The following is a 20,547-nucleotide window of genomic DNA, read 5'->3' on the forward strand; positions in this document are numbered from 1 at the left end:
GTACCGGCCCGTGACGCACGTCCGAGCTCCGCCCCGCACGGCACGGCCGGAACTGCCCGTACGCCATCGACGCCACGACACCGGAAGAGAGCCCCGCATGGACTTCCTTCGTCCCGCCGGCTGGGAGGAGGCGCTCGCCGCGAAGGCCGAGCACCCCGCCGCCGTGCCGATCGCGGGCGGCACGGACGTGATGGTCGAGATCAACTTCGACCACCGCCGCCCCGACCACCTGCTGGACCTCGGACGCATCGAGGAGCTGACCGCCTGGGAGGACCTCGGCGACAGCGTCCGCCTCGGCGCGAGCGTCCCGTACAGCCGCATCATGAAGCACCTCCGCGGCGATCTGCCCGGCCTCGCCCTCGCCTCGCACACGGTCGCCTCCCCGCAGATCCGCAACCGCGGCGGCGTCGGCGGCAACCTCGGCACGGCCTCCCCGGCCGGCGACGCCCACCCGGCGCTGCTCGCCGCGGGCGCCGAGATCGAGGCCGAGTCCGTACGCGGCACCCGGCTCATCCCGGTCGACGACTTCTACACCGGCGTGAAGCGCAACGCCCTCGCCCCCGACGAGCTGATCCGCGCCGTCCGCATCCGCAAGGCCGACGGACCGCAGCAGTTCTCCAAGGTCGGCACCCGCAACGCCATGGTCATCGCCGTCTGCGCCTTCGGGATCGCCCTGCACCCCGAGACGCGCACCGTGCGCACCGGCATCGGCTCGGCCGCGCCCACCCCCATCCGCGCCAAGGCCGCCGAGGAGTTCCTGAACGCGGCCCTGGAGGAGGGGAACCACTGGGAGAGCGAGGCGCCGCTGCCCGACTCCCTCGTCAAGCAGTTCGCCACCCTCGCCGCCGGCGCCTGCAACCCCATCGACGACGTCCGCGGCACCGCCGCCTACCGCCGCCACGCCATCGGCGTCCTGGCCCGCCGCACCCTCGGCTGGACCTGGTCCGCCCGCGAGAGGAGCACCGCATGCGCGTGAACTTCACCGTCAACGGCCGCCGTCAGGAGGCCGACGACGTCTGGGAGGGCGAGTCGCTGCTCTACGTCCTGCGCGAGCGGATGGGCCTGCCCGGCTCCAAGAACGCCTGCGAACAGGGGGAGTGCGGCTCCTGCACGGTCCGCCTGGACGGCGTGCCGGTCTGTTCCTGTCTGGTCGCCGCCGGCCAGGCACAGGACCGCGACATCGTCACCGTCGAGGGGCTCGCCGCGCTGGCCGCCTGCCGCACCGAGGGCGGCGACTGCGCCTCGGGCGCCTGCGGCACCGGACTCGACGAGGCCAGGCAGTGGCGCGCCGACCCGGCCAGGGGCACCGACTCGCAGACCGGCGAGGGCACCGAACTCTCCCCGGTCCAGCAGGCGTTCATCGACGCCGGCGCCGTCCAGTGCGGCTTCTGCACCCCCGGCCTGCTGGTTGCCGCCGACGAGATGCTGGAGGCCAACCCCTCGCCCAGCGACGCCGACATCCGCGAGGCCCTCTCCGGCAACCTCTGCCGCTGCACCGGCTACGAGAAGATCCTCGACGCCGTCCGCCTCGCCGCCGCCCGCCAGGAAGGCACGGTGAGCCGATGACCGCCACCGGCGTCCCGGGCCACCTCACCCAGGGCTCCGCCACCCGCGGCGGCATCGGCGAGTCGACGCTGCGGCCCGACGGCACCCTCAAGGTCACCGGTGAGTTCGCGTACGCCTCCGACATGTGGCACGAGGACATGCTGTGGGGCCACACCCTGCGCTCCCCGCACGCCCACGCCCGCATCGTCTCCGTCGACACCGGCGAGGCCCTGGCCCAGGCGGGGGTCTACGCGGTCCTCACCCACGACGACCTGCCCGCCGAGGTGAAGAACTACGGCCTGGAGATCCAGGACACCCCGGCCCTCGCCCACGGCCGGGTCCGCCACCACGGCGAGCCGGTCGCCCTGGTCGCCGCCGACCACCCCGAGACGGCCCGCCGCGCGGCGGCCAAGATCAAGGTGGTCTACGAGGAACTGCCCCTCGTCACCGACGAGGCCAGTGCCACCGCCCCCGGCGCGCCCCTGCTCCACGAGGGCCGCGACGACCACCACGCCGCGCACACCCCGCACCCGAACATCGTGCACCGCCAGCCCATCGTCCACGGCGACGTCGCGGCGGGCCGCGCCCGGGCCGACGTCGTGGTCACCGGCGAATACGTCTTCGGCATGCAGGACCAGGCGTTCCTCGGCCCCGAGTCGGGGCTCGCGGTGCCCGCCGAGGACGGCGGCGTCGACCTGTACGTCGCCACCCAGTGGCTCCACGCCGACCTGCGGCAGATCGCCCCCGTCCTCGGCCTGCCCGAGGAGAAGGTCCGCATGACGCTCTCCGGCGTCGGCGGCGCCTTCGGCGGCCGCGAGGACCTGTCGATGCAGATCCACGCCTGCCTGCTGGCGCTGCGCACCGGCAAGCCCGTGAAGATGGTCTACAACCGCTTCGAGTCCTTCTTCGGCCACGTCCACCGCCACCCCGCCAAGCTCCACTACGAGCACGGCGCGACCCGCGACGGCAAGCTCACCCACCTGGTCTGCCGCATCGTCCTGGACGGCGGCGCGTACGCCTCCTCCTCGCCGGCGGTCGTCGGCAACGCGGCCTCGCTCGGCGCGGGCCCCTACGTCATCGACAACGTCGAGATCGAGACCCTCGCCCTCTACACCAACAACCCGCCCTGCGGCGCCATGCGCGGCTTCGGCGCCGTCCAGGCCTGCTTCGCCTACGAGGCGCAGATGGACAAGCTGGCCGCCGCCCTCGGCATGGACCCGGTGGAGCTGCGGCAGCTCAACGCCATGGAACAGGGCTCCGTCCTGCCCACCGGCCAGTCCGTCGACTCGCCCGCCCCCGTCGCCGAACTGCTGCGCCGGGTCAAGGCCCGCCCGCTGCCGCCCGAGCGCCAGTGGGAGTCGGCCGGCGGCCCCGCCGACGTCCGCGCCCTGCCCGGGGGCCTGTCCAACACCACGCACGGCGAGGGCGTCGTGCGCGGCGTCGGCTACGCCGTCGGCATCAAGAACGTCGGCTTCTCCGAGGGGTTCGACGACTACTCGACCGCCCGGGTACGCCTCCAGGTCGCCGGCGGCGAGCCCGTCGCCGTCGTGCACACCGCGATGGCCGAGGTCGGGCAGGGCGGCATCACCGTCCACGCCCAGATCGCCCGGACCGAGCTGGGCGTCTCCCAGGTCACCATCCACCCCGCCGACACCCAGGTCGGCTCGGCCGGATCGACCTCCGCCTCCCGGCAGACCTACGTCACCGGCGGCGCCGTCAAGCACGCCTGCGAGGCGGTCCGCGAGAAGGTGCTGGAACGGGGGCGCGCCAAGCTCGGCACGTACCACCCGGCGTGGGCCACCGCCGAACTCCTCCTGGAGGGCGGCAAGGTCGTCACCGACGGCGGGGAGGTGCTGGCGAGCCTCGCCGAGGTCCTCGGCGACGAGGTGGTCGACCTGGAGCTGGAGTGGCGCCACCGGCCCACCGAACCCTTCGACCTGCGCACCGGGCAGGGCAACGGGCACGTGCAGTACTCCTTCGCCGCCCACCGGGCCGTCGTCGAGGTCGACACCGAACTCGGCCTGGTGAAGGTGGTGGAGCTGGCCTGCGCCCAGGACGTCGGCAAGGCCCTCAATCCGCTCTCCGTGGTCGGCCAGATCCAGGGCGGCTCCACCCAGGGCCTGGGCGTCGCCGTCATGGAGGAGATCGTCGTGGACCCGGCCACCGCCAAGGTCCGCAACCCCTCCTTCACCGACTACCTGATCCCGACCATCCTCGACACCCCGACCATCCCGGTCGACGTCCTCGAACTCGCCGACGACCACGCCCCCTACGGGCTGCGCGGCGTCGGTGAGGCGCCGACCCTCTCCTCCACCCCGGCGGTCCTCGCGGCGATCCGCGCGGCCACCGGCCTGGAGCTGAACCGGACCCCGGTCCGCCCGGAGCACCTCACCGGGAGCTGACCGGCGCCGTCCCGCCCCGCGCGGGGCGGCCCACCCGCCTCCGGGCGGTGCGTGCCTCCCAGGAAACGTCACGCCTTTCCGCACGCCCGCGCCGCCCGGAGCCGCGGGGCCGCCCGCTCACGGCCCCGCCCCACCGCACCATCCCCCGCCCGCCGCCCGAAGAGGGCGCCGGACGCGGACCGTTCGTCTCGGGCCGTCCCCCGGGTCTTGCGTCCAGCGCACCACCCCACCCGTACCGCGTCCGGCCGTACGGGCCCTCTGTGACCCACGGGAGACACCCTCATGTCCGACCAGTCCCTCAAGCCGGGGACGACCACCGCCGACGACGCGGGCGACGGCTCGCGCGTCCCGGCGGGGCGCTCCTGGCTCGACCGGTACTTCCACATCACCGACCGGGGTTCGACCTTCGGCCGCGAGATACGCGGCGGCGTCACCACCTTCATGGCGATGTGCTACATCCTGCTGCTCAACCCGCTGCTGCTCTCCGGCCCCGACGTCGCCGGCAACCGCCTCGACCACGCCGGGCTCATCACCGCCACCGCGCTCGCCGCCGCCGTCTCCACCCTGCTCATGGGCTTCGTCGGCAAGGTGCCCCTCGCACTGGCGGCCGGACTCTCGGTCTCCGGCGTCCTCGCCACCCAGGTCGCCCCGTACATGACGTGGCCGCAGGCGATGGGCATGTGCGTCATGTACGGCCTGGTCATCATCCTGCTGGTGGTCACCGGGCTCCGCGAGACGATCATGAACGCCATCCCGCTCGCCCTCAAACACGGCATCACCATCGGCATCGGCGCCTTCATCGCCCTGATCGGCCTCTACAACGCCGGCTTCGTCGGCAAGGGCAACCCGGTCACCCTCGGCACCGGCGGCCAGCTCAGCGGCTGGCCCGTGCTGCTCTTCTGCGTCACCCTGCTGCTGATCTTCATGCTCCAGGCGCGCAACGTGCCCGGCGCCATCCTCATCGGCATCGTCACCGGCACCGTGCTGGCCGTCATCGTCAACGCCGTCGGGGACCTCGGCCCCAAGGCGTGGGGCGGCAGCGCTCCCGAACTGAGCGGCAGCGCCGTCTCCATGCCCGACTTCGGCCTCTTCGGCCATGTCGAGTTCGGCGGCTGGGGGTCGGTCGGCGCGCTCACCGTCGGCATGATCGTCTTCACCCTGGTCCTCGCCGGGTTCTTCGACGCCATGGCCACCATCATCGGCGTCGGCACCGAGGCGAACCTCGCCGACGAGCAGGGCCGGATGCCCGGCCTCTCCAAGGCCCTCTTCGTCGACGGCGCCGGCGGCGCGATCGGCGGCGTGGCCGGTGCCTCCGGACAGACCGTCTTCGTCGAGTCGGCCACCGGCGTCGGCGAGGGCGCCCGTACCGGCCTCTCCTCGGTCGTCACCGGCCTGCTCTTCGCCGCCGGGCTCTTCTTCACGCCGCTGGCGCAGATCGTGCCCGGCCCCATCGCGGCGGCCGCGCTGGTCGTCATCGGCGCGATGATGATGCAGAACGCCCGGCACGTCGACTGGGCCGACCGCTCGGTGGCCGTGCCGGTCTTCCTCACCGTCGTCCTCATGCCGTTCACCTACTCGATCACCGCCGGAGTCGGTGCGGGCGTCGTCTCCTATGTCGCGATCAAGGCCGCGCAAGGTAAGTTCCGCCAGGTCGGAGCCTTCATGTGGGTTCTGGCCGCCGTCTTCCTCATCTATTTCGCCCTCAGCCCGATCGAGAGCTGGCTCGGCGTGAAGTGACGCCGCCCGCTCCCGCAGCCGCGTAACCCGCGTCACCGCGCAAAGGAGAAGGACCGTGCTGGACATCGCCGCCGAACTGCACGGCTGGACCGAGCAGGACCGTGATTTCGCCGTCGCCACCGTCGTGGCGGTCTCCGGCAGCGCGCCCCGCCGGCCCGGCGCCGCACTCGCCGTCGACGCCGGCGGAACCGTCATCGGCTCCGTCTCCGGCGGCTGCGTCGAGGGCGCCGTCTACGACCTGTGCCGCCAGGCCATCGAGGACGGCCACCCCGTCCGCGAACGCTTCGGCTACAGCGACGACGACGCCTTCGCGGTCGGTCTGACCTGCGGCGGTGTCATCGACATCCTGGTCACCCCGGTCCGCCGCGGCGATCCCGCCCGGCCGGTCCTGGCCGCCGCCCTCGCCGCCGCGATCCGCGGCGAGGCGGCGGCCCTCGCCCTCGTCACCGAGGGCCCCGCCGAACTCCTCGGCCTGCCCCTGCTGGTCCGCACCGACGCGCCGGCCACCAGCGCGCTGGGCGCCCAGCCCGCCGTGGAACGGGCCGCCGCCTCTCAGGCCACCGCCCTCCTCGACGCCGGACGCACCGCCCACGTCACCGTCGGCGGTGACGGCAGCCCCGGGTGCGGCCCGCGCACCGGACTGCTGGTGGTCGCGAACATGCCCGCCCCGCGCATGATCGTCTTCGGCGCCATCGACTTCGCCTCGGCCCTGGTCCGCATCGGCCGCTTCCTCGGCTACCGCGTCACCCTCTGCGACGCCCGCCCCGTCTTCGCCACCGCCGCCCGCTTCCCCGACGCCGACGAGATCGTCGTCGACTGGCCCCACCGCTACCTGGAACGGACCGAGACCGACGCCCGCACCGTGCTCTGCGTCCTGACCCACGACGCCAAGTTCGACATCCCCCTGCTCCGTCTCGCCCTGACCCTCCCCGTCGCCTACGTCGGCGCCATGGGCTCCCGCCGCACCCACCTCGACCGCAACGCCCGCCTCCGCGAAGCCGGCCTCCCCGAAACCGCCCTGGCCCGACTCCGCTCCCCGATCGGCCTCGACCTCGGCGCCCACAGCCCCGAGGAGACCGCCCTCTCCATCGCCGCCGAGATCGTCGCCCTCCGCCGGGGCGGCACCGGCGTCCCCCTCCGGGGCGCGCACACACCGATCCACCACGACGAGGCCGACGGACCGGAGGGACGGGTGGGGTCGGCGGCTTGAGGCACCACCCTCGCCCCCCCGGAAGCGGCCCCCGCTCACCGTCGCCGCGACGGAGCCGGCGTACCCGCCCCACGCCGCGAATGCGGCGGCGAAAAGCGAGCCCGGGGGAATATCGTTTCTCTTCTTCTCCCCTCCGGGACAGGTGAAGTCCTGACTCTCTGGCGGGTGTTCCCGTTCAGGTGAATCGCCTCCCGGACCGGCCGGCGAGACGCTATTCCTCCCTACGATGCGTCATCAGTGCCGCCTTGCCCGATGCGCGGACAGGGCGGCCGAGTCGATCCCGTATCCGACCGGGACGACTGAGACGACCGAAAGGGAATGCGTGTTCTCGAGGACGATGAATACCGTACGCGCGACGGCCATGGCGCTCGCCGCGGCCACCGCGTTCACCCTGGTGGGACCTGCGGGTTCCGCCTCCGCCATCGACCACGTCACCTGTGACCCGGGCCGCGGATATCTGAAGATCTGGTCGCACCTGAACGGGCGCGACAGCGTGGACTGCTACGCGAATCGCGGCAAGACCAACTTCGGCAACTGGTGGGTCGACAAGATCTCGACCGGAAACAACGTCGTGAAGTACTACGACGCCAATGGCGATGTCGTCAAGATCGGCCGCAACAAAGTGATTTCGTACCCGAACCGCCCGCCGAAGGTCAAGGCCATCGAAATTCTCTGACGCTCCGACGGTGAATTCCGGGGAGGCCCCGTCCCGCGCCGTGTGCGGCGGCCTGCGGGCCGGGGCCTCCCCGCCGGTCACCTCCGCGTGAACCGGCCGGCTCGGAGTCCTGCCAGACGGTGCGGGCGTGTTGTCACGCGGCACCGCCTACCCCTCGATCACCGTCTGCCTGATCGGGGGCCGGCCCCGGAGGGTGAGCAGGGCGTCGGTGAGGGCGGCGACGGCCAGTGGGTCCGGGGCGCCGTGTGTCTCGACCGCCGCCGCCGCGAGGGTGGGCGGCACCGCGCCGGCGTCCAGCAGGACCCGCCACTCCTCGACACCCAGCCGCAGGAACTCCAGCCCGGTGAGCCGCCCGACTTCCAGCGGATCGGTGAGCGTGCCCGGATACGCCGTCAGGGTGCGCAGCCGGGGGAGCCCGACGAGGGCGGCGAGGCTCATCGGCGCACCGTCGCGGACACCGATCGTCAGCACCTCCAGGGCGGGGTCAGCGGCGGCCTCGACATGGGGCAGGCCCTTGGCGTTGACCCGGGCCACCACCGGCGACCGCTCCCCGGGCCGGACCTCCGTCTCCTCCCCGCGCCGCCCGGCCACCAGGTCGGTGAGGGAGTCGGCGACGAGCTCCGCGCCGATGACCTGCTCGTGGTCGAGCCGGACGATCTGCCCGAGGTGGCCGCGCGGGCCGGGAGTCAGATCGACGGCCAGCCGGTCGCCGTCCGCCTCGCCGAAGACGATCCACCCCGGCGAGCCCGCGAGTCCCTGCACGCGGGCACCCGGCCCCGTGACGACGGCCGCCGTCGCGCCCCACTCCCAGCCCACCTCGCGGGTGGCGGCGTCGGCCACGTACACCGCGTCCAGCGGCAGCAGTGCGCAGCCGAGCACCGGCGCCGCGCGTTCCGCCACCCTCCGGGCCGTGTCGCCATCCCGCGCGGCCCCGATCACCCGGTACAGCACGGCCAGTTCCTCCGGGAGCGGCCGACCGAGCCGCGCCCCGGCGGCGGCCACCTCCGACTCCGTCGTCCCGGCCCCCACGCCGGGCAGCCGCTCGCGCAGCATCCGCTCCAGCGCCACCGGCGACGCCGAAGGGGCCGCCACCGCGCCGGGCACGGGGTCGGGCAGGCGCCGCCACGGCTCGGGCAAGGCCCCCTCGACAAGGACAACTACCAGCGGGTAGGCGCCCGTTGTCCCGTACGCCACCCCAGGGCCGGGCCACAGCAGGTGCAGCACGGCAGAGCCGTTCTCGGCCAGGTCCGCCACGAAGGAGACCCCGTCGACGCCCGCCTCCGCGAGCGCGCTCCGTACCGGTTCGACGGCCTCGGCCTCCGCCCGTATCCGCTCGGACCGCGCGGTTCTGCCCGGCCGTGGCAACGGCGGTCGCCGCAGGCCGAGACTCCAGCTGTGGCGTGCGACATGTCCCGACCTCCGGGCGGAGGAGGAGCCGTCCCGCAGGAGCCGCAGGACGGGCTCCCAGGTGGCGAGGGCTTCGAGGGTGAGCGGGCGGGAGGTGCCGTCGGTCATGGCCGGACGGTACGCGATCCGGCCCCGCCCGCTCACCGTCAGCCCGCCCCGGGCTCGCGCGGCCCGGCGTAGGGCAGCGGCTGCCCGGTGTGCGCGTCCAGCAGCACCCGCTCACCCACCGGGCGCTCCAGCTTCACGGTGACCCGCTGTTCGATCGCCTGCTTGGTGCAGTTGCCGGGCTCCTGTCCCCTCACCGAGCCCGACAGCACCACGCTGCCGCGCGACTCCAGGGCCTCCACCACCGCGCCGTCGTCGCACGCGCCGTGCAGGGCGATCACGGTCACCGCCCGCCCGTCGCGGGAGGTGGCGACGATCCGGTCGACCTGGGGCGCCCCGCCGCTCCGGGCGATCGGTGACCGGGGGAGCGGGGACGGCGTGACCGCGGCCCAGCTGAGGGGCGCGTCGTACCCCTCCAGCCGGAAGAGCCACGCCGGGACGGTGGCCGGTCCCCGGCTGGTGGCGAGCCGCATCTCGCCGCGTTCCGCGCCGGTCACCGTGAGCGGCGCGCCCTCGCCCCCGCCGCCGGCGACCAGCGCCCGGTACGACTCCGCGGCGCCCTGCACCGGGCGCTTCAGCGAGTCCCCCTCGCCCCACCGCACCGTTCCGTCTCCGGGCTGCTGCGCGGGGAGCTTGCCGCCCATCGCGAAGTGGCGTTCCTCGTAGGCCCGTTCGTCCGCCGCGTCCCGCAGCGCGCCCCTCGGTGGCCGGACCGCCGCCTCCACGGGGTGGTAGCCGGTCCGCCACGCCTCGGCGGCGGCCGACCCCTCCCATGCCGCTGCCACCTTCCGGGCACGGTCCGCCCGTGCCTCCCGTGCACCGCTCTCGTCCCCGTCCGGGCTGCCGCACCCCGCCACGCCCGCCAGGCAGCCGGCGACCAGAGCCGCCACCGCCCTCATGCGCGTCCGCCCGGCCGGCCTCACCGCCCGTTTCTCCCGCTGTCGCCCTTGCCGCCGCTGTACTCCGCCAGCAGCGCGAACCCCTGCCGGTCGACCGACGCGGCCGTGGCCGAGAGGAGGACGAGACCGGTGCCGGTGGCGCGGTCGAGTCCGAGCCAGGACCGGAAGCCGCCGGTGCCGCCGTTGTGCCAGGTGACCGGCCGGCCGTCGACCTCGACCGTGATCCACGCGGCGCCGATGCGGGCGCCCACCCCGAACGAGGCCACCGGGTCGAGCGCGCCGACGCCCGCGGCGCTCCCGTCGAGCAGGGCCGCGGTGAGGCGGGCCATGTCGGCGAGCGAAGCCCGGATGCCCCCGGCGGGCCCGAGCCCCTCCCCGGTCCAGGGCTGCCGTGGCCGTCCGCCGCGGCTCCGGCCGGGAAGTGCCCCGGGCCGGAGCTGGGCGGGCGTGGCGGGGACGTAGAAGCAGTCGAGGTTCAGCGGGGTGGCCAGGCGCTGCCGGACGAGATGCGCGTAGGTCGTCCTCGCGGCGTGGGCGAGGGCGTGGCCGAGGAGTTCGAACCCGAGGTTGGAGTAGCGGGGGCGGGGCCTGCCGACGGGCACACCCCGGGCCTGGCCGAGGAGGCCGGCGAGGTCCTCGCCGTACGGGTTGGTGCCGTGGCGCCACAGGGCCAGGGTGCGCCGCCACGGGTGCGCGGACGCGGGCAGCCTGGGCAGGCCGGAGCGGTGCGTGCCGAGGGACCGCAGAGTCACCCGCGCGGCGGGGGTGCCGCCCAGCGGCAGCAGCTCGCCGAGGGGCGTCTCCGGTGCGACCTCGCCCCGTGCCACCGCGTCGGCGTACAGCAGCCCGGTGACGCCCTTGGAGACCGAACCGATCTCGAAGTCGCCGTCCGGGCCGGTGCCCCGGGCCGCCAGGACCGTCCCGCGCGGCGAGACGACGGCTGCCCCGGCCACCGGGTGACGCGGGCCCAGCAACTCGCCGAGCCGGGCGGCCAGCCGCTCGTCACCGTGGACCGCCGGGCTCACGCCCGCCCGCCCGGCAGACCTCGCCCGCTGTGCTTCTTGTGCACCGCCTGCTTCGACACGCCGAGGGCGGCGGCGATCTGCGGCCACGTCGCCCCGTTGTTGCGTGCCCGACGTACCAGCACCGCTTCGGTACGTTCCGTCTCCGCGCGGAGCCGCGCCACCGAGCCCAGTCCCGCCAAGGGGTCCTCGTCGGCGGTCGACGCCGCGAGGCTCGTCAACTCTTCCGCGTCCATGCGTCAATCATGGTTGACCGCTCGCCGGGCGTCAATGGAAGTTGACGGCGGTGGGGTCGCGTCGTGGGGTGTGCTCACCAGCGGGCGACGAGCGTCTCGTCCGTGCCGTCGTTCCGGTAGAGCCACATCGTTCCCGGCGCCACCTCGCCCGACAGGTACCCCACGATCGGCTCCCGCTGCGCCGGGCTGTCCAGCCGGCCGAGCAGGCGGAGTGCGCCGGGCAGCCCGAAGAAGGCGGCCCCATCGATGTCGTCGTCGCCGGGGGCCGGTTCCCCCGTCTCCACCCGGACGGTACGGGATGACCTCGGGATGGCCGTCGGCGTCAGCCCACGGTGTCCAGGCTCGTCCCGATGACCGCGAACGCCTGCTCGGCCAGTTCGGTCGGGTCGTCGCCGGCCTCGCTCTCGCTCCACCGCCACAGGACGGTGTCGAAGGCGGTCAGGGCCATGCCGGCGGCCAGGTGCGGGTACAGGTCGGCGGCGGGGTCGAGCCCCAGGCGGCGGGCGAGTTCCGTGCTCAGGCCCTCGCGCCACTGGGCCTGGCGTTCGAGGAAGCGGGCGTGCAGGGCCGGGGTGCGCAGGATGAGCCGGACCAGCGGCAGTGCCTTCTCGGAGTGGGCGCCGCAGGTGGTGAGGGGGACCAGGACGGTACGCAGGAGCGCGGTCGACGGGGGTTCCCCGGCGGGGCGGGAGGCCAGCTCCGCGCACATGTCGGTGCCCATGTCGGCCAGGAACTGGACGACCACGTCCTCCTTGGAGGCGAAGTAGCGGAAGAAGGTCCGCTTGGAGACCCCGGCGGCGGCCACGATCTCGTCGACCGTCACCCCGTCGAAGCCCCTCAGTGCCAGCAGTTGCAGCGCTGCCTCGGTCAGCTCGTCCGCCACGAGCTGGCGTTTGCGCTGGGCCAGGGAGAGGCCGGGGCGGGAGGTCACGCAGCCATGCTACCCCGATGTCTTCGACTGCCGTCGGTGGCACTCAGGCGCACCTTGACACCAAGTGTCATGCGCGACAGCATGCGCCACATGAAGAGACCTTCGCAGAAGTGGAGTGCCGAACAAGTCCCGGACCAGAGCGGCCGGGTGGCCGTGGTGACCGGGGCCAACAGCGGTCTCGGCCTGGAGACCGCCCGTGCGCTGGCCCGCAAGGGCGCGCACGTGATCCTCGCCGTGCGCGACGAGGCCAAGGGGCATCGCGCGGCCGGGCTGATCAGCGCCGAGTCGCCGGACGCCCGCCCGGAGGTGCGCCGCCTCGACCTGGCGGACCTCGACGCGGTCTGCGGCTTCGCCGACGGATTACGCGCCGCCCACGCCCGGCTGGACGTCCTCGTCAACAACGCCGGTGTCATGGCGCCGCCCCGCACCCTCAGCGCCCAGGGCCACGAGGTGCAGTTCGCCGCCAACCACCTGGGCCACTTCGCCCTCACCGGGCTGCTGCTCGACCTGCTGGCCGCGGGCGAGGACCCCCGCGTGGTCACGGTGAGTTCCCTCAACCACCGCCAGGGGCGCCTGGACTTCGACGACCTCTCCGGCGAGCGCGCGTACGCCCCCATGGGCTTCTACAACCGGTCGAAGCTGGCCAACGCCGTCTTCGGGTACGAGCTGCACCGGCGGCTGGGCGAGGCCCGCAGTCCCGTGCGCAGCCTGCTCGCCCACCCCGGCTACAGCGCCACCGGCCTCTCGACGAGCGGCACCTTCGGCCTGGTGAAGCTGGTCTTCGGCCGGCTCCTCCGGCCCGTCGCCCAGCCCCCGGAACAGGGCGCTCTCCCGCAGCTGTACGCGGCGACGGCGCCGGAGGCGGAGAGCGGCCGGTTCATCGGCCCGGACGGCCTGGGCGAGTTGCGCGGAGCGCCGAAGCAGGTGGAGCTGATCCCCCGGGTCACCGACCCCGAGGCCGGCCGCCGGCTCTGGTCGGTCTCGGAGGAACTGACCGGGGTGCGGTACGCGTTCCAGGGGGCGAGGTGACGCCGGCCCGCCCCGCGTACCTCAGGGCAGCAGCCCCTGCCGCCGCGCCGCCACCACCGCCTCCAGCCGTGTGTGGGCGCCCAGCTTGCGCATCGCCGAGCGCAAGTACCCCTTGACCGTCTCCGGCCGCACCCCGAGCCGCCCGGCCACCGCCGCGTTGGTCGCCCCGCCCGCCACGCAGACCAGGACGTCCACCTCGCGCGGGGTCAGCACGGTGGGCGGCAGCTTCGGCGCCCCCGGCGGCGCCACCGCCCCCGGCTGACCGGCGCGGGCCAGCCGGGTGCAGGCGGCCAGGAGTTCGGCGCGCAGCGCCGGATCCGGGAGGCGGCCCGCCAGGGTGCGCAGCTCGCCGTGGATCTCCCGGACCTCCTCCCACGCCGCGGGCGAGGAGGTCCGGGGCGGTTCCCCGGCCCGGGAGAGCAGGTGGGCCGCCTCCTCGCGGGCCACCAGGGCCTGTTCGATGTCGCGGGCGGCCGCCACCGCCGCCGACAGGGTCCGGTCGCCGACCGGGGTGGGCGCGCGCAGCGCCCCGTAGAGCACGCCCCGGACGTGGCGGTGGACGACGACGGGGACGGCGAGGACGGAGCGCAGGCCCTCGGCGGCGACCGCCGCGTCGTACTCGTGGCTGATCCGGCGTGAGGCGCGGTAGTCGGTGACCGCGCACGGGCGGGTGAGGGCGACGGCCTTGCCGCCCAGGCCGTTGCCGGAGGAGACGTTGAGGCCGCGCAGAGCGGTGGTGCCCGTACCGCTCAGCTCCGCGATCCGCACCTGATGGCGCCCCTCGATCAGCCCGCCGAAGGCGATCGGCAGGCCGGTGGCGCGCCGCAGCCGGGCCAGCGCCTCCCGCATCTCGGCCCCTTCGAGATCGCCGCCACGCGCCCGCCCGCGTGGGCGATCCTGTCCGCCCGTCGTCACATCCGTGCTCCTTCCTGCCCCTTCGCCCCCGCTCGCCCCGGTCCCGGACGATCGGGCACGGTCCGTCCGTACCCCCGTCCGGGGGTGGTGAGACCTGCATCACGAATTAGACGATGGTAGGCAGTGGTCCGGCAATGAGGAGGACACATGGCGGCAACCAGTGCCACCGAACAGTTCCGCGAGGCCCGGGACTTCCTGCTACGGCACCGTACCGACTACGAGACGGCGTACGCCGGTTTCCGGTGGCCGAGGCCCGAGCGGTTCAACTGGGCCCTCGACTGGTTCGACGCCGTCGCCGAGGGGAACGACCGGACCGCCCTGCACATCGTCGAGGAGGACGGTACCGAGACCCGGGTGAGCTTCGCCGCCATGGCCGAGCGCTCCTCGCGGACCGCCAACTGGCTGCGCGGACTGGGTGTCGCCGCCGGTGACCGCGTCCTGGTGATGCTCGGCAACCAGGCCGAACTCTGGGAGACCGCGCTCGCCGCGATGAAGCTCCGTGCCGTCGTCATCCCGGCCACGCCGCTGCTCGGCCCCGCCGACCTCCGCGACCGGGTGGAGCGCGGGGGAGTGCGGCACGTGATCGCCCGTACGGAGGACACGCCGAAGTTCACCGACGTACCCGGGGGTTACACCCGCGTCGCCGTGGGCGGCCCGGCCGAGGGCTGGCTGTCGTACGCCGAAGCCGCCGGGGCGCCCGCCGCGTTCACCCCGGACGGGCCGACCGACCCCGGCGACCCGCTGATGCTGTACTTCACCTCCGGCACCACCGCCCGCCCCAAACTGGTCGAGCACACCCATGTGTCGTACCCGGTGGGCCACCTCGCCACCATGTACTGGACCGGGCTGCGCCCCGGCGACGTCCACCTCAACATCTCCTCGCCCGGCTGGGCCAAGCACGCCTGGTCCAACCTCTTCGCCCCGTGGAACGCCGAGGCCACCGTCTTCCTCCACAACTACACCCGCTTCGACGCCGAACGGCTGCTCGGCGAGATGGAGCGGGCCGGCGTCACCACCTTCTGCGCCCCGCCGACCGTCTGGCGCATGCTCATCCAGGCCGACCTGACCCGCCTCGCCACCCCGCCCCGCGAGGCCCTGGCCGCCGGCGAGCCCCTCAACCCCGAGGTCATCGAACAGGTCCGCCGGGCCTGGGGCGTGACCATCCGCGACGGCTTCGGCCAGACCGAGACGGCCGTCCAGGTCGCCAACACCCCAGGCCAGCACCTGAAGACCGGCTCGATGGGCCGCCCCAGTCCCGGCTACACCGTCACCCTCCTCGACCCGGTCACCGGCGAACCCGGCGCCGAGGAGGGCGAGATCGCCCTCGACCTCGCCGACCGCCCGGTCGGCCTGATGACCGGCTACCGCGGCGACCCGGAGCGCACCGCCGAGGCGATGGCCGGCGGCTACTACCGCACCGGCGACATCGGCGCCCGCGACGCCGACGGCTACCTCACCTACGTCGGCCGCAGCGACGACGTCTTCAAAGCCTCCGACTACAAGATCAGCCCCTTCGAACTGGAGAGCGCCCTCCTCGAACACGAGGCGGTCGCCGAGGCCGCCGTCGTCCCCGCCCCCGACCCGCTGCGGCTCGCCGTCCCCAAGGCGTACGTCGTCCTCGCCGCCGGCTGGGAGCCGGGCCCCGACACCGCCAAGCTGCTCTTCGAGCACTCCCGGGCCGTCCTCGCGCCCTACAAGCGGCTGCGGCGGCTGGAGTTCGGCGAGCTGCCCAAGACCGTCTCCGGCAAGATCCGCCGCGTCGAACTGCGGGCCGCCACCGAAGCCGGCTCGGACGCCGAGTACCGGGAGGAGGAGTACCGATGACCGTCCCCGCGCCCCGCTCCGCCCTGAGCTACGCCCACGGCACCTCCGCCACCCCGCTGCTGCCCGACACCATCGGCGCCTCCCTCGCCCGCACCGTCGCCGCCCACCCCGACCGCGAGGCCCTCGTCGACGTGGCCTCCGGCCGCCGCTGGACGTACGCCCGCTTTGCCGAGGACGTCGAGCGGCTCGCCCGCGCCCTGCTCGCCCGGGGCGTCCTCAAGGGCGACCGGGTCGGCATCTGGGCCACCAACTGCCCCGAGTGGGTCCTCGTCCAGTACGCGACCGCGCGGATCGGCGCGATCATGGTCAACATCAACCCGGCCTACCGTGCCCACGAACTCGCCTATGTGCTGCGCCAGTCCGGCACCGGCCTGCTCGTCGCCACCCCCGGCCACCGCACCAACGACTTCCGCGCCCTGGTCAACGAGGTCCGCGAGGAGTGTCCCGCGCTGCGCGAGACCGCCTACCTCGGCGAGGAGAGCTGGACGGCGCTGCTCGCCGCCGCCGACGCCTGCCCGCCGGACGCCCTCGCCGCCCGCGAGGCGGAGCTGAGCTGCGACGACCCCATCAACATCCAGTACACCTCGGGCACCACCGGCTTCCCCAAGGGCGCCACCCTCTCGCACCACAACATCCTCAACAACGGCTACTTCGTCGGCGAGAACGTCGGCTACACCGAGCAGGACCGCATCTGCCTGCCCGTCCCCTTCTACCACTGCTTCGGCATGGTCATGGGCAACATCGCGGCCACCACCCACGGCGCCTGCATCGTCATCCCGGGCCCCGTCTTCGACCCGGTCACCACCCTCACCGCCGTCGCCCAGGAGCGCTGCACCTCGCTCTACGGCGTCCCCACCATGTTCATAGGAGAACTGAACCTCGCCGACTTCGCCTCCTACGACCTGACCTCCCTGCGCACCGGCATCATGGCCGGCTCGCCCTGCCCCGAGGAGGTCATGAAGCGCGTCGTCGCCGAGATGCACATGGCCGAGGTCTCCATCTGCTACGGCATGACCGAGACCTCCCCGGTCTCCACCCAGACCCGCCGCGACGACAGCCTCGCCCACCGCACCGGCACCGTCGGCCGCGTCCTGCCGCACCTGGAGGTCAAGGTCGTCGACCCGGGCACCGGCATCACCGTGGAGCGCGGCGAGGCCGGCGAACTCTGCACCCGCGGCTACTCGGTGATGCTCGGCTACTGGGAGGAGCCCGAGCGCACCGCCGAGGCCGTCGACCCGGCGGGCTGGATGCACACCGGCGACCTCGCCGTCCTCCGCCGGGACGGGTACGTGGAGATCGTCGGCCGCATCAAGGACATGATCATCCGGGGCGGGGAGAACATATACCCCAGGGAGATCGAGGAGTTCCTGTACACCCACCCGAAGATCGCCGACGTGCAGGTGGTCGGCGTGCCGGACGGGAAGTACGGGGAGGAGGTGCTGGCCTGCGTGATCCCGAAGCAGAACGCCGGGCCGCTCACCCTGGAGGAGCTGCGCGCCTTCTGCCGCGACCGCCTCGCCCACTACAAGGTCCCCAGCCGCCTCCAGCTCCTCGACGCCTTCCCCATGACGGTCAGCGGCAAGGTCCGCAAGATCGAACTCCGCGAGCGCTACGGCCGCTGACCCACGCCCCGCTCCGACCGGCCCCGGACGCGCGGCTCCTCCCCGCCCACGTCCGGGGCCCGCTCACGCCCCGCCGCCCGCGCCCCGGACCAGCTCCCCGGCCGCCCCGCTGACCGGGCGGGCCGCGCCGCTCGCGTCGAGGGCGAAGAGGGCCAGCCCGATCCCCTCGGCCCGCTCCTTCGCCCCCGCCGTGTAGCCGGCCCGCGCGAAGTGCACCGCCGGCAGCCCCGCCGCCAGCCCGCTCAGCCACAGGCACTCCACCGCCCGGGCCCCGACCGGCCGTGCCGCCGTCTCGACCTCGGCCAGCACGCCGCTCGCCCGCAGCCCCACCGCGCTGGCCCCGCGCCGCTCCATCCGCCGCACCTCGCGGTGGCCCAGCCGCTCCAGCCAGTGCACCGCCAGCGCCACCGGGTCCCAGGCGGGCGAAGAGCCCTGCCGGGCCGCCTCCGGCTCCCCGCGCCCGGCCGCCTGCGGCACGGAGAGCACCGGCAGCGCCAGCACCGCCCCGCAGCAGCAGTCCAGTTCGGGCTGCGGCCAGCGGCCCTGCCGCCCGCACGCCCCGCACCGCACGGTGATCCAGGAGTCCTCCCAGACCCGGTGGACCAGTTGCCGGGCGGGCGCGCCGAGCGCCGGGGGCGCCACCACGGCCGCGCCGCACCGGCACGGGTACGCGGCCGGCTCGTACTGGTGGTCGCGGCGGCAGACCGGGCAGCGCACCGGAACGCGGTCGGGCATCACGGGCTCCCCTCGCCGAGTCGGCCGGCGGCCCATCGTCCCCCACGCCCTCCTCTTGACGCTGCGGGAATCGTGAATCTAGATTGATTCCACATCACAGAATCAGTATTCCGTATCGTGAAAGTGCTTCGTCGGGCCGGGTCGGCCCGGCCCCGGTACGGAGAGCTGATGCGGCACCCGGCGACCGGCGGGCGCGACGGGAACCGGGGCCGCCGTCGAACCAGGAGACCTCCATGGCTCGTATGACCGCTGCCCGTGCGGCAGTCGAGATCCTCAAGCGCGAAGGCGTCAGCCGCGCGTTCGGCGTGCCGGGCGCGGCCATCAACCCCTTCTACGCCGCGCTCAAGGCGTCCGGCGGCATCCAGCACACGCTGGCCCGGCACGTCGAGGGCGCCTCCCACATGGCCGAGGGGTACACCCGCACCCACCCCGGCAACATCGGGGTCTGCGTCGGCACCTCCGGCCCGGCCGGCACCGACATGATCACCGGGCTGTACTCCGCCTCCGGCGACTCCATCCCGATCCTCTGCATCACCGGGCAGGCGCCCACCGCCCGCCTGCACAAGGAGGACTTCCAGGCGGTCGACATCGCCGCCATCGCCGGACCCGTCACCAAGATGGCCGTCACCGTCCTGGAACCGGCCCAGGTCCCCGGCGTCCTCCAGCAGGCGTTCCACCTGATGCGCTCCGGCCGCCCCGGTCCGGTCCTGGTCGACCTCCCGCTCGACGTGCAGCTCGCCGAGATCGAGTTCGACCCGGAGACCTACGAGCCGCTGCCCGTCTACAAGCCCGCCGCCACCCGCGCGCAGGCCGCCAAGGCGCTCGCCATGCTCCAGGCGTCCGAGCGCCCGCTGATCGTCGCGGGCGGCGGCGTCATCAACGCCGACGCCTCGGATCTGCTCACCGAGTTCGCCGAGCTGACCGGCGTCCCCGTGGTCCCCACCCTGATGGGCTGGGGCACCCTCCCCGACGACCACCCGCTCAACGCGGGCATGGTCGGCCTCCAGACCTCGCACCGCTACGGCAACGCGACCTTCCTGGAGTCCGACTTCGTCCTCGGTATCGGCAACCGCTGGGCCAACCGCCACACCGGCGGCCTCGACGTGTACACCGAGGGCCGCACCTTCGTCCACGTCGACATCGCACCCACCCAGATCGGCCGGGTCTTCGCCCCGGACTACGGCATCGCCTCCGACGCCCGCGCCGCCCTGGAACTCTTCGTCGAACTCGCCCGCGAGCAGCGCGACGCCGGCACCCTGCCCGACCGCTCCGCCTGGGCCGAGTCCGCCCAGGAGCGCCGCGCCACCCTCCAGCGCCGCACCCACTTCGAGGACATCCCGATCAAGCCGCAGCGGGTCTACGAGGAGATGAACCGCGCCTTCGGACCGGAGACCCGGTACGTCTCCACCATCGGCCTCTCCCAGATCGCCGGCGCCCAGATGCTCCACGTCTACCGGCCCCGCCACTGGATCAACTGCGGCCAGGCCGGCCCGCTCGGCTGGACCGTCCCGGCCGCGCTCGGCGTCGCCGTCGCCGACCCCACGACGCCGGTGGTCGCACTCTCCGGCGACTACGACTTCCAGTTCATGATCGAGGAGCTGGCCGTCGGCGCCCAGCACCGCATCCCCTACGTCCATGTCCTGGTCAACAACGCCTACCTGGGCCTCATCCGGCAGGCGCAGCGGAACTTCGACATCGACTTCCAGGTCAACCTGGAGTTCGAGAACATCAACGCGCCCGAACTCGGCGTCTACGGCGTCGACCACGTCAAGGTCGCCGAGGGGCTGGGCTGCAAGGCGCTGCGCGTCACCGACCCCGCCGACCTCGCCGGGGCGTTCGCCGAAGCCCGCAAGCTGGCCGAGGAGTTCCGGGTGCCGGTCGTGGTCGAGGCCGTCCTGGAGCGGGTCACCAACATCGCGATGAGCGGCAGTGACATCGACAAGGTCAGCGAGTTCGAGGAACTCGCGACGGAGCCGGGGCATGCGCCCACCGCTGTGCGGACGCTCAAGGGGTAACCCCTGCGGGGCTTTTCTTGGGGGGCGGTGCCGTTGGGTGGCCGCCCCCCTTACTGATGTCCTCAAGCGCCGGACGGGCTTGAAGGGTGTCCTCAAGCACCGGACGGGCTGGGTGGGGGTGTCCTCGATCGGCCGGCGACTGGGCGCGGGCTGCCCGAAGGGCTGGGCAGGGCGCTGGACCTGGAGCGCGTCGGGATGTGCGGGCACTCGGGTGGCGGTGCCACGGCGGCCGAGGCC

The 20,547-nt window shown here is 73.8% G+C and carries 18 protein-coding genes; 10 read left to right on the forward strand and 8 right to left on the reverse strand.

Annotated features, from left to right (window positions below; translation table 11 throughout):
• The first annotated feature begins 97 nt into the window (after window positions 1–97).
• The 6 genes from IF45_RS0103790 (at window position 98) to IF45_RS0103815 (ending at window position 7,570) form a co-directional block, all read left to right on the forward strand.
• Complete coding sequence (locus IF45_RS0103790; protein WP_018469132.1) at window positions 98–976, forward strand: FAD binding domain-containing protein; 879 nt, start codon at window positions 98–100, stop codon at window positions 974–976.
• On the forward strand, window positions 967–1,566 hold the full coding sequence (locus IF45_RS0103795) for a (2Fe-2S)-binding protein (RefSeq protein WP_018469131.1): 600 nt from the start codon (window positions 967–969) through the stop codon (window positions 1,564–1,566). Before IF45_RS0103790 ends, IF45_RS0103795 begins: the two co-directional genes overlap by 10 nt.
• Window positions 1,563–3,947: a xanthine dehydrogenase subunit D gene (pucD, locus tag IF45_RS0103800; protein ID WP_018469130.1), complete on the forward strand. Its 2,385-nt coding sequence runs from the start codon at window positions 1,563–1,565 to the stop codon at window positions 3,945–3,947. The genes IF45_RS0103795 and pucD overlap by 4 nt, the downstream gene beginning before the upstream one ends.
• Before the next feature lie 282 nt (window positions 3,948–4,229).
• Complete coding sequence (locus IF45_RS0103805) at window positions 4,230–5,684, forward strand: NCS2 family permease (protein ID WP_003951690.1); 1,455 nt, start codon at window positions 4,230–4,232, stop codon at window positions 5,682–5,684.
• A 55-nt stretch (window positions 5,685–5,739) separates the two neighbouring features.
• Window positions 5,740–6,894, forward strand: a complete 1,155-nt coding sequence (locus IF45_RS0103810) for an XdhC family protein (RefSeq protein WP_010641132.1) — start codon at window positions 5,740–5,742, stop codon at window positions 6,892–6,894.
• 361 nt (window positions 6,895–7,255) lie between these two features.
• On the forward strand, window positions 7,256–7,570 hold the full coding sequence (locus tag IF45_RS0103815) for a beta/gamma crystallin domain-containing protein (RefSeq protein ID WP_010641131.1): 315 nt from the start codon (window positions 7,256–7,258) through the stop codon (window positions 7,568–7,570).
• Between the two features lie 147 nt (window positions 7,571–7,717).
• Here the strand turns inward: IF45_RS0103815 and IF45_RS0103820 are convergent, their stop codons facing one another.
• The 6 genes from IF45_RS0103820 to IF45_RS0103845 form a co-directional block, all read right to left on the reverse strand.
• On the reverse strand, window positions 7,718–9,085 hold the full coding sequence (locus IF45_RS0103820) for a cell wall assembly regulator (protein WP_030305470.1): 1,368 nt from the start codon (window positions 9,083–9,085) through the stop codon (window positions 7,718–7,720).
• A 38-nt stretch (window positions 9,086–9,123) separates the two neighbouring features.
• A complete protein-coding gene (locus IF45_RS0103825) occupies window positions 9,124–9,972 on the reverse strand; it encodes a hypothetical protein (RefSeq protein WP_037637576.1) in 849 nt (282 codons plus the stop codon).
• 29 nt (window positions 9,973–10,001) lie between these two features.
• Window positions 10,002–11,006, reverse strand: a complete 1,005-nt coding sequence (locus IF45_RS0103830) for a serine hydrolase domain-containing protein (protein WP_030305471.1) — start codon at window positions 11,004–11,006, stop codon at window positions 10,002–10,004.
• Entirely contained in the window at window positions 11,003–11,239 is a 237-nt protein-coding gene (locus IF45_RS0103835) for a helix-turn-helix domain-containing protein (protein ID WP_003951696.1), read from the reverse strand. Before IF45_RS0103835 ends, IF45_RS0103830 begins: the two co-directional genes overlap by 4 nt.
• A gap of 74 nt (window positions 11,240–11,313) precedes the next feature.
• A complete protein-coding gene (locus tag IF45_RS0103840) occupies window positions 11,314–11,523 on the reverse strand; it encodes a hypothetical protein (protein ID WP_075986005.1) in 210 nt (69 codons plus the stop codon).
• 38 nt (window positions 11,524–11,561) lie between these two features.
• The gene (locus IF45_RS0103845) at window positions 11,562–12,170 is read right to left on the reverse strand and encodes a TetR family transcriptional regulator (RefSeq protein WP_030305473.1); all 609 of its coding nucleotides are present in this window, start codon (window positions 12,168–12,170) and stop codon (window positions 11,562–11,564) included.
• A gap of 69 nt (window positions 12,171–12,239) precedes the next feature.
• On the opposite strand from IF45_RS0103845, the gene IF45_RS0103850 reads away from it, so the two are divergent.
• Window positions 12,240–13,199 carry an oxidoreductase gene (locus IF45_RS0103850; RefSeq protein WP_030305475.1) on the forward strand — a complete coding sequence of 320 codons (960 nt, stop codon included), beginning with the start codon at window positions 12,240–12,242 and terminating at the stop codon, window positions 13,197–13,199.
• A gap of 21 nt (window positions 13,200–13,220) precedes the next feature.
• Here IF45_RS0103850 and IF45_RS0103855 read toward each other — a convergent pair whose 3' ends face one another.
• Window positions 13,221–14,048: a helix-turn-helix transcriptional regulator gene (locus IF45_RS0103855; RefSeq protein WP_003951700.1), complete on the reverse strand. Its 828-nt coding sequence runs from the start codon at window positions 14,046–14,048 to the stop codon at window positions 13,221–13,223.
• 213 nt (window positions 14,049–14,261) lie between these two features.
• On the opposite strand from IF45_RS0103855, the gene IF45_RS0103860 reads away from it, so the two are divergent.
• Both IF45_RS0103860 and IF45_RS0103865 read left to right on the forward strand, forming a co-directional pair.
• Window positions 14,262–15,938: an AMP-binding protein gene (locus IF45_RS0103860; RefSeq protein ID WP_008412260.1), complete on the forward strand. Its 1,677-nt coding sequence runs from the start codon at window positions 14,262–14,264 to the stop codon at window positions 15,936–15,938.
• A complete protein-coding gene (locus IF45_RS0103865; protein WP_010641111.1) occupies window positions 15,935–17,560 on the forward strand; it encodes an AMP-binding protein in 1,626 nt (541 codons plus the stop codon). The genes IF45_RS0103860 and IF45_RS0103865 overlap by 4 nt, the downstream gene beginning before the upstream one ends.
• A 63-nt stretch (window positions 17,561–17,623) precedes the next feature.
• On the opposite strand, the gene IF45_RS0103870 is transcribed toward IF45_RS0103865, so the two are convergent.
• Window positions 17,624–18,295: a hypothetical protein gene (locus tag IF45_RS0103870; RefSeq protein ID WP_030305477.1), complete on the reverse strand. Its 672-nt coding sequence runs from the start codon at window positions 18,293–18,295 to the stop codon at window positions 17,624–17,626.
• A 233-nt stretch (window positions 18,296–18,528) separates the two neighbouring features.
• Here IF45_RS0103870 and gcl point away from each other — a divergent pair, with 233 nt between their 5' ends.
• Complete coding sequence (gene gcl / locus IF45_RS0103875) at window positions 18,529–20,310, forward strand: glyoxylate carboligase (protein WP_008412265.1); 1,782 nt, start codon at window positions 18,529–18,531, stop codon at window positions 20,308–20,310.
• The last annotated feature ends 237 nt before the right edge of the window (window positions 20,311–20,547 follow it).

The sequence above is a fragment of the Streptomyces albidoflavus genome (assembly GCF_000719955.1).
Classification (GTDB): domain Bacteria; phylum Actinomycetota; class Actinomycetes; order Streptomycetales; family Streptomycetaceae; genus Streptomyces; species Streptomyces albidoflavus.

Coding starts and splice junctions, on each gene's coding strand:
- IF45_RS0103790 (WP_018469132.1), top strand. CDS start 98: ATGGACTTCCTTCGTCCCGCCGGCTGGGAGGAGGCGCTCGCCGCGAAG.
- IF45_RS0103820 (WP_030305470.1), bottom strand. CDS start 9,085: ATGACCGACGGCACCTCCCGCCCGCTCACCCTCGAAGCCCTCGCCACC.
- pucD (WP_018469130.1), top strand. CDS start 1,563: ATGACCGCCACCGGCGTCCCGGGCCACCTCACCCAGGGCTCCGCCACC.
- IF45_RS0103865 (WP_010641111.1), top strand. CDS start 15,935: ATGACCGTCCCCGCGCCCCGCTCCGCCCTGAGCTACGCCCACGGCACC.
- IF45_RS0103855 (WP_003951700.1), bottom strand. CDS start 14,048: ATGCGGGAGGCGCTGGCCCGGCTGCGGCGCGCCACCGGCCTGCCGATC.
- IF45_RS0103860 (WP_008412260.1), top strand. CDS start 14,262: ATGGCGGCAACCAGTGCCACCGAACAGTTCCGCGAGGCCCGGGACTTC.
- IF45_RS0103815 (WP_010641131.1), top strand. CDS start 7,256: ATGGCGCTCGCCGCGGCCACCGCGTTCACCCTGGTGGGACCTGCGGGT.
- IF45_RS0103795 (WP_018469131.1), top strand. CDS start 967: ATGCGCGTGAACTTCACCGTCAACGGCCGCCGTCAGGAGGCCGACGAC.
- IF45_RS0103870 (WP_030305477.1), bottom strand. CDS start 18,295: ATGCCCGACCGCGTTCCGGTGCGCTGCCCGGTCTGCCGCCGCGACCAC.
- IF45_RS0103835 (WP_003951696.1), bottom strand. CDS start 11,239: ATGGACGCGGAAGAGTTGACGAGCCTCGCGGCGTCGACCGCCGACGAG.
- IF45_RS0103850 (WP_030305475.1), top strand. CDS start 12,240: ATGCGCGACAGCATGCGCCACATGAAGAGACCTTCGCAGAAGTGGAGT.
- gcl (WP_008412265.1), top strand. CDS start 18,529: ATGGCTCGTATGACCGCTGCCCGTGCGGCAGTCGAGATCCTCAAGCGC.
- IF45_RS0103805 (WP_003951690.1), top strand. CDS start 4,230: ATGTCCGACCAGTCCCTCAAGCCGGGGACGACCACCGCCGACGACGCG.